General features: G+C 37.6%; 14 protein-coding genes. All 14 read left to right on the forward strand.

The genetic code is table 11. The features are described from left to right. Window positions 1–14: 14 nt before the first annotated feature. Complete coding sequence (flhA, locus tag PSR12_RS05320; protein WP_221682757.1) at window positions 15–2,048, forward strand: flagellar biosynthesis protein FlhA; 2,034 nt, start codon at window positions 15–17, stop codon at window positions 2,046–2,048. Beyond that, window positions 2,045–3,241: a flagellar biosynthesis GTPase FlhF gene (gene flhF, locus PSR12_RS05325; RefSeq protein ID WP_221682756.1), complete on the forward strand. Its 1,197-nt coding sequence runs from the start codon at window positions 2,045–2,047 to the stop codon at window positions 3,239–3,241. The genes flhA and flhF overlap by 4 nt, the downstream gene beginning before the upstream one ends. Continuing rightward, window positions 3,238–4,113 (forward strand): MinD/ParA family protein, encoded by an 876-nt coding sequence (locus PSR12_RS05330; protein WP_221682755.1) that lies wholly within the window; start codon window positions 3,238–3,240, stop codon window positions 4,111–4,113. Before flhF ends, PSR12_RS05330 begins: the two co-directional genes overlap by 4 nt. Further along, window positions 4,114–5,268, forward strand: coding sequence for a protein-glutamate methylesterase/protein-glutamine glutaminase (locus PSR12_RS05335; RefSeq protein ID WP_221682754.1), 1,155 nt, complete (start codon window positions 4,114–4,116; stop codon window positions 5,266–5,268). A 15-nt stretch (window positions 5,269–5,283) separates the two neighbouring features. Further along, a complete protein-coding gene (locus PSR12_RS05340; RefSeq protein ID WP_274771936.1) occupies window positions 5,284–7,356 on the forward strand; it encodes a chemotaxis protein CheA in 2,073 nt (690 codons plus the stop codon). Window positions 7,357–7,383: 27 nt separating this feature from the next. Continuing rightward, window positions 7,384–7,830, forward strand: a complete 447-nt coding sequence (locus PSR12_RS05345) for a chemotaxis protein CheW (protein ID WP_004269272.1) — start codon at window positions 7,384–7,386, stop codon at window positions 7,828–7,830. A gap of 9 nt (window positions 7,831–7,839) precedes the next feature. Continuing rightward, window positions 7,840–8,472 (forward strand): chemotaxis protein CheC, encoded by a 633-nt coding sequence (locus PSR12_RS05350; protein WP_004269270.1) that lies wholly within the window; start codon window positions 7,840–7,842, stop codon window positions 8,470–8,472. Window position 8,473: 1 nt separating this feature from the next. Then, a complete protein-coding gene (locus PSR12_RS05355) occupies window positions 8,474–8,977 on the forward strand; it encodes a chemotaxis protein CheD (protein ID WP_004269269.1) in 504 nt (167 codons plus the stop codon). Beyond that, window positions 8,977–9,348 carry a hypothetical protein gene (locus PSR12_RS05360; RefSeq protein ID WP_221682752.1) on the forward strand — a complete coding sequence of 124 codons (372 nt, stop codon included), beginning with the start codon at window positions 8,977–8,979 and terminating at the stop codon, window positions 9,346–9,348. Before PSR12_RS05355 ends, PSR12_RS05360 begins: the two co-directional genes overlap by 1 nt. 320 nt (window positions 9,349–9,668) lie before the next feature. Next, a complete protein-coding gene (locus tag PSR12_RS23865) occupies window positions 9,669–9,899 on the forward strand; it encodes a hypothetical protein (RefSeq protein WP_446720648.1) in 231 nt (76 codons plus the stop codon). 413 nt (window positions 9,900–10,312) lie between these two features. After that, the gene (locus tag PSR12_RS05370) at window positions 10,313–11,083 is read left to right on the forward strand and encodes a FliA/WhiG family RNA polymerase sigma factor (protein ID WP_036080567.1); all 771 of its coding nucleotides are present in this window, start codon (window positions 10,313–10,315) and stop codon (window positions 11,081–11,083) included. Window positions 11,084–11,106: 23 nt separating this feature from the next. After that, the gene (locus PSR12_RS05375) at window positions 11,107–11,409 is read left to right on the forward strand and encodes a hypothetical protein (protein ID WP_004269264.1); all 303 of its coding nucleotides are present in this window, start codon (window positions 11,107–11,109) and stop codon (window positions 11,407–11,409) included. A gap of 9 nt (window positions 11,410–11,418) precedes the next feature. Next, window positions 11,419–11,997: a hypothetical protein gene (locus tag PSR12_RS05380; protein ID WP_221682751.1), complete on the forward strand. Its 579-nt coding sequence runs from the start codon at window positions 11,419–11,421 to the stop codon at window positions 11,995–11,997. Window positions 11,998–12,152: 155 nt separating this feature from the next. Further along, window positions 12,153–12,872 carry a 30S ribosomal protein S2 gene (rpsB, locus tag PSR12_RS05385; protein WP_004269262.1) on the forward strand — a complete coding sequence of 240 codons (720 nt, stop codon included), beginning with the start codon at window positions 12,153–12,155 and terminating at the stop codon, window positions 12,870–12,872. Window positions 12,873–12,916: the final 44 nt, after the last annotated feature.

Raw genomic sequence — 12,916 nt, forward strand, 5'->3', positions numbered from 1 at the left:
TAGGAGGGACACAAATGAAAGTTCGCGATATTGGGGTTTTAGGTGCGGTTATTTTAATCGTTGCGATGCTCATCATCCCTCTTCCTCCGTGGATGTTAAGTTTTTTAATTGTCATTAATATTACATTAGGATTAATTGTACTGCTCACAGCAATGAGTATGAAAGAAGCATTGGATTTTTCCATTTTTCCTTCGGTGATTTTACTATTAACTTTGTTCCGATTAGGACTAAGTGTTTCCACAACTCGTGCCATCTTAGCAAATGGAGATGCAGGTTCGGTCGTTGAAACTTTTGGTGATTTCGTAGTTGGAGGAAATATTCTTGTTGGTTTAGTTGTCTTTTTAATTCTAGTGTTAATTCAGTTTATTGTTATAACAAAAGGTGCAGAACGAGTAGCAGAAGTAGCGGCACGTTTCACACTTGATGCGATGCCAGGTAAACAAATGAGTATTGATGCTGACTTAAATGCGGGGATTATTTCCGAAAAAGAAGCGCGCGAGCGACGTGAAAAAGTTGCAGGGGAAGCGGACTTTTACGGTGCAATGGATGGTGCCACGAAATTTGTAAAAGGGGATGCCATCGCTTCAATGGTAATGGTTATTATCAATCTATTATTTGGAATCATCATTGGCGTTGTACAAATGGGGCTTCCATTTGCAGAAGCGGCAACTCATTTTTCGAAACTAACAGTCGGGGACGGTATTGTATCCCAAATTCCTGCCTTGCTTATTTCGACTGCTACAGGGATTGTCGTAACACGAGCCTCTTCTAAAGGTAGTCTTGGTCAAGACATTACAGGCCAATTATTTGCTCAAGCTAAGCTGCTTTATGTAGCAGGAGGTACCATTGTATTACTAGGGCTATTTACGCCAATACCAAACTGGGTAACGCTGCCAATAGGTCTTTCGTTAATTGCGGGAGCTTATATGATGGAACGTAAGAAGCCAGAGGATGAAGAGGAATTACAGGAGATTGAGGAAGAAGTGGCTACTGATGGCATGAAGAGCCCTGAGAATGTTGTGAATTTATTAAATGTGGACCCAATTGAATTCGAATTTGGTTATGGATTAATTCCCTTAGTAGATGCCGCTCAAGGTGGGGATTTATTAGACCGTGTTATCATGATTCGTCGACAGCTTGCCTTGGAGTTAGGTATCGTGATCCCGGTAGTCCGCATTCGAGACAATATTCAGCTTCAACCAAATGAATATCGAATTAAAATAAAAGGGAACGAAATGGCACGAGGCGAACTTTTACTAGATCATTATTTAGCGATGAGTCCTGGCGACGATGATTCTATTGAAGGTATTGATACTGTCGAACCATCATTTGGATTACCAGCTAAATGGATTACAGAGCAAGTAAAAGAGGACGCGGAAATGTATGGTTACACAGTTGTGGACCCACCAAGTGTGGTGTCAACACATTTAACTGAAATCATTCGAGCAAATGCTCATGAGTTATTAGGCCGTCAAGAGACAAAGCAGTTAATCGATCACTTACGCGAATCCCATCCAATTTTAGTAGAAGAATTAACACCTGCACCTTTATCTACTGGAGAAATCCAAAAGGTACTGGGTAAGCTTCTTCGAGAGAATGTATCAGTGCGTAACTTGCCAATTATTTTTGAGACACTTGCAGACTATGCAAAATTAACGAGTGATACGGATATCTTAGCTGAATATGTGCGTCAAGCATTAGCTCGTCAAATTACAGCGCAGTATGTTGGGGATAGTTCAGTATTAAAGGTGATTACGGTTTCAGGTAAAGTAGAAAAATTGATTGCTGATAGTATCCAACAAACGGATCACGGAAATTATTTAGCTATGGACCCACAAGATTCTCAAACAGTATTAGAAACTATTGCAGCGGAAGTAGAGCGTGTTTCGTTTATGGAGCAATCAGCTATTATATTATGCTCTCCAGCAGTTCGAATGTATTTACGACAACTAACGGAGCGTTATTTCCCACAAATTCCGGTTCTATCCTATAATGAATTGGATGCTTCGGTTGAAATTCAAAGTGTTGGGGTGGTGAATGTTCAATGAAAATGAAAAAGTATTATGCATCATCCATACCAGAGGCGATGAAGCAAGTGCGAGCAGAATTAGGTGAGGACGCAGTCATTTTAAATTCAAAAGTCGTCATCACAAAGAAATTTTTTGGCATGATAAAAAAGAAGAGTTTTGAAGTGGTTGCGGGTATTGATGCAATGGAGCCACAGCAAGTGGCTTCAGTACCAACACCAGCTGTACTGCCTGTAGTAAAAAAAGAAAATGCAAGGTTGCAAGAGATTACAAATGCTATTCAAGCAAAAATACATCAGGAGCCACCCCTTGATGTAGCAGCAGTACATGAGGATGCTAGCATATCAGAAGAATTGAGAAAAGAAATTGCTGATTTAAAATCATTAATGCAATCGATGCATAAAAAGACTACCCAAGCTCAATATCCCGATGAACTCTTACCCTTCATTGAATACTTAAGACAGCAAGAGCTAAGTGAAGAGCTCATCACAACGATAGGTGATGAGCTTTTTATGCATTTTAAAGAAGCATCCGAAATAAATTTTTCACAATGTAAATTGATAGCAAAAAATTTACTACGTAAGAAGCTAGAAGTTCTTCCAGTCGGAGGATTATCCTACGAAAGAAAATATATAAACATTTTAGGGCCAACAGGGGTTGGTAAGACTACAACCATTGCCAAAATGGCTGCTAGAGCTGTGTTAGAAAAAAAGAAAAAGATTGGCTTTATTACGACAGATACTTATCGGATTGCGGCAATAGAGCAGCTTAAAACATATGCTGGTCTTTTACAAGCTCCTGTAGAAATTGCTTACAATGCAACAGATTTTGAACAAGCGATCCAGAGATTATCACATTTAGATTTGGTTTTTATTGATACAGCTGGTCGAAATTATAAAGAAGTCAAGTATGTTGATGATCTACAACGCCTCATAAAATTCGATGAACATGCAGAATCTTATTTAGTGCTTGCAATGACAACGAAAGAAAGGGATATGGAGAATATTGTAGATCAATTTAAGCAATTACCAATTGAAAAATTCATTTTTACAAAAATGGATGAAACAAATTCTATTGGCACAATGATCAATTTAATGATTAAATATAATAAAGGACTTGCTTACTATACGAATGGTCAAGAAGTACCAGAAGATATTGAAGAAGCTGATTTAGAAGCAGTACTTAATTTGTTTTTTCAAGGTGAAGAAAAATGAGAGACCAAGCTGAAGCATTACGCTTAAAAATGATGAAACAGCAAGGCGAACTAGGTAGAGCGATTGCAGTTGTAAGTGGCAAAGGTGGAGTAGGTAAAAGTAACTTCACAATGAACTTTGCCATGACTTTGGCCCAAAAGGGAAAAAGAGTTGTCATTGTAGACATGGATATTGGGATGGGGAATATCCATATCTTAATTGGGAAAAATGCTTCTTATAGTTTAAAAGATTACTTAGAAGGAAATAAGCTACTAGATGAGGTAATATTTGAAGGGCCTTACGATTTAAGGTATATTTCAGGTGGGTCAGGTATGACGAGTGTGCTTGATTGGTCTCATAGTATGTTTGAAAGACTTATTCAAGCATTTGAAGAACTTCAAAAAAACTATGATTATATTTTATTTGATATGGGCGCTGGTGCTACTAATTGGTCGTTAGATTTACTCACATCCATTGATGAAATTATCGTCATTTCAACAGCGGAACCTACTTCTATTACTGATGCGTATTCCATGATGAAATATATTCATGTTCGAGATCCAGATAAGCAGTTTTATATTCTCTGTAACCGCGCTCTCAGTAAAGAAGAAGGAATAGAAACGAATGAACGTTTACAGTTAACAATGAAACGTTTTTTAGACAAAGAAACGATCATTCTTGGTTCATTACCTGAAGACCCTGTTGTGCGTAAGGCAGTGCGCGAGCAAGTGCCATTCTCACTTGCTTATCCAGACGCATTAATATCAAAGACATTGCAACTTATAGTCGTTCGTTTTATGGAGCAACGTGCGGGGGAAATACATGCACATGATCAAACAGCGAAAAAATTTTTATCGAAACTTAGAAGTATTTTCTCGAAAGGGCGTGATTAATTGGACTTTTTGCATAAAAGCAAGCTTTTAGTTGTGGATGATTCTGCTTTTATGAGAAAGCTAATTAGTGACTTTTTTGTTGGCAACTCGAAGGTGGAAGTAGTTGGAACAGCTCGAAATGGAAAAGATGCGATCAAAAAGATACAATCGTTGAAGCCAAACGTTGTGACAATGGATATTGAGATGCCTGAAATGAATGGACTCGATGCTTTAAAAGAAATTATGCTACAATGTCCAGTTCCTGTAGTAATGCTCTCAAGTACCACTCAACGTGGGACAGAAAATGCAATTGCAGCAATTGAGGGCGGGGCAGTCGATTTTGTTGCCAAGCCGAGCGGGACCATCTCCCTTGATTTACATAAAATTCAAAACGAACTTGTGCACAAAGTGGAACAAGCTGCAACGGTGCCAATTTCCAAATTGAAAAAACCTTCTGGTAGTAAACGACAACAAGAACAAGTGACAAGGGTGAGTAAAGTAATAAAGGAACCACAACAGCATGGACGAACAAATACGTCTACTAATGTTGTTTCTACTAAGGTAGCCGTAACTAAACCGATGGTAGAATGGAGTAAAATAGGAAAGAAGATTGTGTTAATTGGCACATCAACAGGAGGACCACGTGCACTTCAGGAGGTTATTACTAAAATTCCTAAGTCTATTCAAGCTCCTATATTAATTGTTCAGCATATGCCTGCTGGATTTACTAAATCGCTTGCTAATCGACTTGATCAGCTAAGTGAAATTTCTGTTAAAGAAGCTGAACAGGGCGATATTTTGCAAAATGGAGTAGCTTATATTGCACCCGGTGGATATCATTTAAAACTTAGAAAAGTAGGAACAACTTTTGGCATTGTTCTTGATAATCAAGAAGCACCAAGATCTGGCCACCGACCTTCTGTAGATGTAATGTTTGAAGATGTTAGTCAATATAAAGATTTTGATAAAGTAGCAGTGATTATGACAGGTATGGGCCATGATGGCTCTAATGGTCTAAAAGCATTAAAAAATACTGGCAATGTCATTGCTATTGCAGAATCAGCAGAAACTTGCATTGTATATGGTATGCCAAAAGCAGCAGTAGAAACGCAACTTGTTGATGAAGTTGCAGATGTAGATGATATTGCACAAACAATAATGAAATATTTGCCTTAAAAGGGGTGTCCTCTTATGGAAGTCAATCAATATTTAGAGATGTTTATTGAAGAAAGTAAAGAGCATTTACAAGCGTGTAGTGAACATTTATTAGAATTAGAAAAAAATCCAGATGATTTGGCCATTGTTGGGGAAATATTCCGCTCTGCACACACATTAAAAGGTATGTCTGCCACAATGGGCTTCGAAGATTTAGCAGATTTAACCCATAAAATGGAGAATGTTTTAGATGCCATCCGTAATGAGAAGATTCATGTTACACCTGAAATTTTAGATGTTGTATTTGAATCTGTTGATCATTTAGAAGAAATGGTGATGGATATTGCTAACGGTGGAGATGGTAAGCGTGATGTTTCCTCAACTGTCGCACAACTAAAGCGTATAGAACTAGGTGAGGAAGCAATACCAGAGGTGGTAGCAACGGTTGCTGCACCGGTTGTTGAAAGTGTATTAGAATATGATTCGTTTGAACAAACAGTCATTACACAATCGGCTGAACAAGGCTTTAATGCTTTTGAAATTTCAGTAACATTACGTGAGGATTGCCTTCTTAAGGCAGCACGTGTATTTATGGTGTTTGAGATTTTAGAAAAAGATGGGGATGTCATTAAATCAAGTCCATCTGTTGAAAAGCTAGAAGATGAGCAGTTTGATCAACAATTTTATGTAGCTTTTGTCACAAAAACCACAGCTGAGGATATGCAGAAAAAGCTAATGAAAGTTTCTGAAGTTGATGAGGTTATTGTGACTACAATTGACCAAAGGAAATTTAGTGAAAAAGTATTTGAAGCGCAGCAAGAAGTAGCAGCAACTGCAACTGCAGTGGCTGAGGTAGCTGCTATACCAACAAATACGCCTGCTGCAAAAGCTGAGCCTGTTGCAAAGCCTGCTAAAGAAGCTACACCTTCCAAGGCTGACAAAAATCATGCACCTGTAGGTAATAAAACAATTCGTGTAAATATTGAACGTCTAGATATTTTAATGAACTTGTTTGAAGAGCTTGTCATTGATCGTGGTCGATTGCAGTCTATCTCTACTGAAGTAAATCATGGCGAACTAAATGAAACAGTAGAGCGTATGAGTCGTGTGATGGGTGATTTGCAAACTATTATTTTAACAATGCGAATGGTACCTGTAGAAACAGTGTTCAATCGTTTCCCGAAAATGATTCGTCAGCTATCACGTGATTTAAATAAGAAAATCAACCTTGAAATTATTGGTGCTGAAACTGAACTAGATCGTACAGTAATTGATGAAATTGGAGATCCGCTTGTTCACTTGATTCGTAATTCTGTGGATCATGGCATTGAGAATCCAACTGCTCGTCGTGCAAAAGGCAAGCCTGAAGAAGGAACTGTCGTATTGCGTGCCTATCATAGCGGAAACTACGTCTTTATTGAAATTGAAGACGATGGCTCGGGCATAAATCGAGAAAAAGTGTTAGCTAAAGCTATTTCAAAAGGTATTGTTACACAAGAACAATCCTATTCAATGTCTGATAAACAAATTAATGAGCTTATTCTAGCTTCAGGCTTCTCAACTGCAGATGTTATTTCCGATGTATCTGGTCGTGGAGTAGGTTTAGATGTTGTAAAAACAACGATTGAATCACTAGGTGGCAATATTTCAATTGAATCAACACAAGATGTTGGATCCATCTTCTCAATTCAATTACCACTGACATTATCAATTATTTCAGTTATGCTTGTGGAGATTGAAAAGGAAATTTATGCAATTCCACTATCTTCTATTATTGAAACATCTATTATCCGTTCATCAGAGATTATGAATGCGCATAATCAAAAAGTAATCGACTTCCGAGGCAAAGTTGTACCGTTGGTATTCTTAGAGGAAATCTTTGAGGTACCTCGTCAAGAGCATCAAGATGAAGAATTCCACTCAGTAGTGATCGTCCGTAAGGGTGAAAAACTTGCTGGTTTAGTGGTGGATTCATTCATTGGCCAACAAGAAATTGTCTTGAAGTCTTTAGGTAATTACTTAACAAATATCTTTGCCATTTCAGGAGCAACAATCTTAGGCAATGGTAAAGTAGCCTTAATTGTAGATTGCAACGCACTAATTAAATAAGGTGAATGAATAAGAGAGGTGTAAAGTATGACAAATGCAGTGGAGCAAGAAAGTATTAAAGTAATAGTTTTTCAGTTAGCAGATAAAGAATATGCAATTCCTGTGTCCCATGTTCAAGGAATTGAGAAATTAATGCATATCACACGTGTACCGAAAACAGCGAAATATGTAAAAGGTGTAATCAATCTACGAGGTGTTGTCACACCAATTGTGGATTTACGTGAACGTTTTGAATTACCTATTTCTGAACATGAGGAAACAACACGCATTATTATTATCTCATTAGAAGATATGGAAGTAGGCTTTGTAGTGGATTCCGCTAACGACGTTATTGATATTCCTGCAAGTGCTATTGAACCGCAACCAGAAGTCGTTGGCTCACTTGAAGAAGAATTTATTTCAGGCGTTGCTAAAGTAGAGAAGCGATTATTAATCTTATTACATTTAGAAAAAGTATTAAATCCACTAAAGTAGGGATCGATAATGACATTTAATCAAAAAATTACATCACTACATTTAGATGTATTAAAGGAGATTGGAAATATCGGTGCTGCGCATGCCGCGACAGCACTTTCCAATTTACTTGGGAAAAAAATTGATATGCGTGTTCCAAAGGTAGAGATGGTGTCCTTTAACGATATGATGGAGTTGGCTGGGGGATCAGAAAACGTAGTTGTTGGCATTTACCTTCGTATTGAAGGTGATGCAGAGGGAAGTATGTTCTTTATTTTACCTATCGAACAAGCAAACCGCTTTATACGTCGACTTATTTTCGATGACTCTTTTGACTTTAAAAAACGACCTGTTTCAGAGTTAGGTTTATCAGCTATGCAAGAAATGGGTAATATTTTATCGGGCTCCTATTTATCTGCCTTATCGGATTTTACTAATTTAAAAATTTATCCAACTGTGCCAGGTCTAAGTGTTGATATGTTTGGAGCTATAATAAGCATTGGTTTAATAGAATTATCTCATGTCAGCGATAATGTTATTGTTATCAATACATCCATTTTTGAAGAAGGTGTGGAAGACCATGAAACGGTGAGGGGTCATTTCTTCCTACTACCAGATCCTGACTCGTTTGATGCAATTTTTAAAGCATTAGGGGTTTCGTGATATGTTAACCAATAGTAGTGGACAAGTGATTAAAGTGGGAATTGCACAAATGGATGTAGTAAAGCTACCTAACACGATTCGAACTTCTGGTCTTGGTTCATGTGTTGGTGTTATTTTGTATGATGAGTCAAAAAAAATTGCTGGTTTAATCCATGTGATGTTACCAGATTCAAGTTTAGGAAGAGCTGAGTCAATCAATGTCGCGAAATTTGCAGATTCAGGGATTGCTGCAATGATTGATTTACTAAAGTTAGAAGGCGTTCAAAAATTTAAACTCAAGGCAAAAATTGCAGGGGGTGCGCAGATGTTCCAATTTACTTCTGACAAAGATACAATGCGTATTGGTCCCCGCAATGTAGAAGCTGTCAAAAATGAATTAAAGAGGCAGGGCATCCCTTTAGTGGCCGAGGATACTGGTGGAAATAGTGGTAGAACGATTGAATTTAATCCTGCAACGTCGATATTACACATCCGAACAGTTAACCAGGGAGTGAGTGAAATCTAATGTTTGGTTCTATATTTTACAACCTATGGGGAGCATTAATTGCCTTTTCTATTTATTTTTTTAGTACATTTCAAAAACCATTTACGCCTCTGCGAATCCTGATTGGCTCGTTTATTGTAGCAATCATCGCATTTTTTGTAATGTTTATTGTACGTTTTCTAATTGCTTACATCTTGTTTACACCAGAGGAAGATGAGGAAGCGGTTGAAGGCGATATAGAAGAAAAGGAACTTGAATCAATAGAAGGCGTAATACAAGAAGTACCAATAGCTAATTCTACGGTTGAATTTCAAGATGAAAATTCCGAGGAAATTGCACAAGTAGTAAGAACGATGATGAATCGAGAAGAAGATCAACAAGTAAATGCGTAAAAGTAAGAGTCGTGAATAACGACTCTTTTTTATTGTGGCTGTGGAGTTTGTAGTATACGAAAAACTTAAGTGAAATTAATTATTTTTATATAGCCATGCCTTTGGGCTAGGAGATGTTTCACGCCCTGAGGCAGAAGAAATGGCGGACATCTTACGTGATGCAGGTATTACGATTGTGACGAGTGTCCCCCCTCTGTAGAAAGTTTCCACCTGTTGGTTTATTACACAGTAAAGGGGTACGCGTTGCAATTGGCTGTGACAAAATCTTTGATGTTTGGTCCCCATTTGGTAACGGAGATTTATGAGAACGAGCTGGTCGTTTGGCAAAAAGCTCAGGTTGGGGAGATGAACGCTCATTAGCCCAAACCCTTCCATTTATTACAGGGGGAAAAACCCCACTCAATCAAGCAGGTGAGCAAACATGGCCAAAAGTGGGGGATAATGCAAATATGGTGTTTGTGGAGGCTTCTTGCTCTGCTGAAGCAATTGCTCGAAGATCTCTACGTAAGGCAACTATATTCAATGGGAAATTTGTCTCTAGTACGATTTAAAGCATAATTTATTGAAAGAGTGGTTTCTATATATTGGGTATTATTGCTCTTTTGTTCAATTTGTTCTTTGTTAAAAGAATTCAGTAGCTTCCTAAACTAAAAGCTTAATCATATCCAACTGTATCCAAGTATCATTACACAATCAGGATACAGTTTTTCTATGTCTTTCAAAAACAAAGGAATATATTAGAGACTAAGAGAAACAAATGAAATTATAGTCGATTCTTGTTATAATATAGGAAAGATGGCAACTGCTTATCGGGCTTTAACTACTCAGGGTTTACGTCTAGATTAGTTTAAATGTGGATTTTTATAAAAAAAACTGAGAAATCCTGTTGAATGATAAATTTTAAGAGCGCAAGTAGTCGTTAGTAAACAGGCGTGAAAGAGCGTTTTTTAGAGAGGTGGATTTCATGACACAACCAATTCTGAACGATGAGCAAAAACTGTGGAATCGCTGGATACATGAGCGTGATCCAGATGCTGGCGATTTACTTATAAAAAAATACATTTCTTTAGTATCTTATCATGTCCAACGTATTGGTGCAGGTCTGCCAAAAAGCGTATCACGAGACGATTTAACGAGCTTAGGGATGGTAGGACTTTTTGATGCATTAAATAAATTTGACATTAACAGAGATTTAAAATTTGATACATATGCTTCGTTTAGAGTAAGAGGAGCTATCATTGATGGTTTACGAAAAGAAGACTGGTTACCACGGTCAGCGCGTGAAAAAGCAAAAAAATTAGATGCACAAATTGAACAACTAGAACAAAAATATATGCGTCATGTAACACCTGAGGAACTTGCGGAGCATATGGAAGTATCTGTTGAAGATGTCTATCAAACTGTGCAAGAGCATTTTTTTTCAAATGTTCTTTCTATTAATGAACAACAAGACCAAGAAGAAACAGATGGCAAGTCTTTTGTCATACGAGACGATACAACAAAAACACCTGAGCAAGCTATCATTAAATCAGAGTTGTTAGATGATCTTGCGGAAAATATTCAGAAACTCAATGAAAAAGAACAGCTTGTCCTTAGTCTATTTTACACGGAGGAGTTAACTTTGACAGAAATTGGTGAAATGCTTGAACTATCAACCTCTCGTATTTCACAAATTCATTCAAAAGCGCTATTAAAGCTACGAAAGCTATTATCTAGTGAAATGATTAATGCGTAAATATCCTTGAGGGAGAGATTCCAATGAGTTTAAAAGGTGTCGAGTTACAGATTGCTATTCCAAAAACATTTGAAGCAGGAAAAATGGCGGATCAGGCACAGCAGCAAGTATTGGCTCAGCAAGCACATGCAAATGAAGCATTAAAAAAAGAAGTAGAGCGCAAGCAAAAAATTGTCAACACATCAGAAGGTATGGATGAAATTAGTGAGGATGAAGATGCGGGTGGTGAGTATTTAACAGGGATTCATAAAAAGAAAAAAAAGGATCAACAAGAAAAACAGGCACAACATCCGTTTAAAGGGAATTTCGTGGATTTTAGTGGATAGGAGTTTACAATGACAACCATTCTAATAGCGGTGCTATTCTTTTTACAGCTCATTTCATTTTACTTTCTTATCATTTTAAATACAAAGTTAGCAAAGTTTAAAGATTTGGAAAAGAAGCAAGAACGATTAATGAGGGAAATGGACGACACCATTAGTGTGTATTTAACTGAAATGAAAGATGAAAATGACCGTCTTATTAAAGAGCTACAAAATGTCTCTCAGTCAGAAATAGCTGCTAGTAGCTTGCAGCAAACGGAACAATATATGACACCTCAGGAGCAGCCATCTTTGCCAGTAGTACACGAGGTGAAAAGTGATAGTTCTCTATCTTTAGAGAAGGATGCTCGTATCTATGTACCTAAAAATATAGTCGCAAATGCTTATTCACGTCAGCAACATACAGGCTCGAAAATGGTGAAAACAGCTCCACCTCTAAAAGTGGAGGAGCAAAAAGAAGCTGAAAAATTGCTGACAGTGGAACAACAGGTTCTAGAATTAGCAAAGCAGGGAAAATCACCAGAGGAAATAGCGAAACAACTGCAAAAGGGTAAAACAGAAATCGAGCTTTTACTGAAATTCCATCACTAAATTGTTGCGAATCGTTCAAAGCTATGATATAGTTGCAAATGGTGTTATTACTACACACGCATTTTGATGCAGTAAGTGGTGCTCTAAGCTTAGGGTAGCTTGTTGTAGATGATAAATGCGGAGGATAAAAACCAAAATATTAGGAGGAAATTCACATGTCAGTAATTTCTATGAAACAATTACTTGAAGCTGGTGTACATTTTGGTCACCAAACTCGTCGTTGGAACCCAAAAATGAAGAAATATATCTTCGTTGAACGTAACGGGATCTACATCATCGACTTACAAAAAACTGTTAAAAAATTAGAGGAAGCTTATGACTTCATGCGTCAAGTTGGTCAAGATGGTGGTAAAGTTCTTTTCGTTGGTACGAAAAAACAAGCACAAGAAGCGATCAAAGATGAAGCTGAACGTTCAGGCAACTACTACATCAACCAACGTTGGTTAGGTGGTACTCTTACAAACTTCGGTACAATTCAAAAACGTGTTGCACGTATGAAACAAATCGAAAAAATGGAAGAAGAAGGAACTTTCGAAGTTCTTCCTAAAAAAGAAGTAATCCAACTTAAAAAAGAACACGAACGTCTAATCAAATTCTTAGGCGGTATCCGTGATATGCACGATCTTCCAGACGTAATGTTCGTGGTTGACCCACGTAAAGAACGCATTGCGGTTGCAGAAGCTCGTAAATTAAACATCCCTCTAGTAGGTATTGTTGATACTAACTGTGATCCAGATGAAATCGACTACGTAATCCCTGCTAATGATGATGCTATTCGCGCTGTTAAACTTTTAACTGCTAAAATGGCCGACGCTTTAATCGAGTCAAAACAAGGTGAAGAAGAAGCTCCAGCTGTAGAAGCTGCTGCTGAGTAATTCACGTTTACAAAAAGGTGATAAGTGGCTCAAAACCCTTATCA

The sequence above is a fragment of the Lysinibacillus sp. G01H genome, from assembly GCF_028872195.1.
Classification (GTDB): domain Bacteria; phylum Bacillota; class Bacilli; order Bacillales_A; family Planococcaceae; genus Lysinibacillus; species Lysinibacillus capsici.

Coding starts and splice junctions, on each gene's coding strand:
- PSR12_RS05360 (WP_221682752.1), top strand. CDS start 8,977: ATGTTTGGTTCTATATTTTACAACCTATGGGGAGCATTAATTGCCTTT.
- PSR12_RS05380 (WP_221682751.1), top strand. CDS start 11,419: ATGACAACCATTCTAATAGCGGTGCTATTCTTTTTACAGCTCATTTCA.
- PSR12_RS05355 (WP_004269269.1), top strand. CDS start 8,474: ATGTTAACCAATAGTAGTGGACAAGTGATTAAAGTGGGAATTGCACAA.
- PSR12_RS05350 (WP_004269270.1), top strand. CDS start 7,840: ATGACATTTAATCAAAAAATTACATCACTACATTTAGATGTATTAAAG.
- PSR12_RS05345 (WP_004269272.1), top strand. CDS start 7,384: ATGACAAATGCAGTGGAGCAAGAAAGTATTAAAGTAATAGTTTTTCAG.
- rpsB (WP_004269262.1), top strand. CDS start 12,153: ATGTCAGTAATTTCTATGAAACAATTACTTGAAGCTGGTGTACATTTT.
- PSR12_RS05330 (WP_221682755.1), top strand. CDS start 3,238: ATGAGAGACCAAGCTGAAGCATTACGCTTAAAAATGATGAAACAGCAA.
- PSR12_RS05375 (WP_004269264.1), top strand. CDS start 11,107: ATGAGTTTAAAAGGTGTCGAGTTACAGATTGCTATTCCAAAAACATTT.
- flhF (WP_221682756.1), top strand. CDS start 2,045: ATGAAAATGAAAAAGTATTATGCATCATCCATACCAGAGGCGATGAAG.
- flhA (WP_221682757.1), top strand. CDS start 15: ATGAAAGTTCGCGATATTGGGGTTTTAGGTGCGGTTATTTTAATCGTT.
- PSR12_RS05370 (WP_036080567.1), top strand. CDS start 10,313: ATGACACAACCAATTCTGAACGATGAGCAAAAACTGTGGAATCGCTGG.
- PSR12_RS05340 (WP_274771936.1), top strand. CDS start 5,284: ATGGAAGTCAATCAATATTTAGAGATGTTTATTGAAGAAAGTAAAGAG.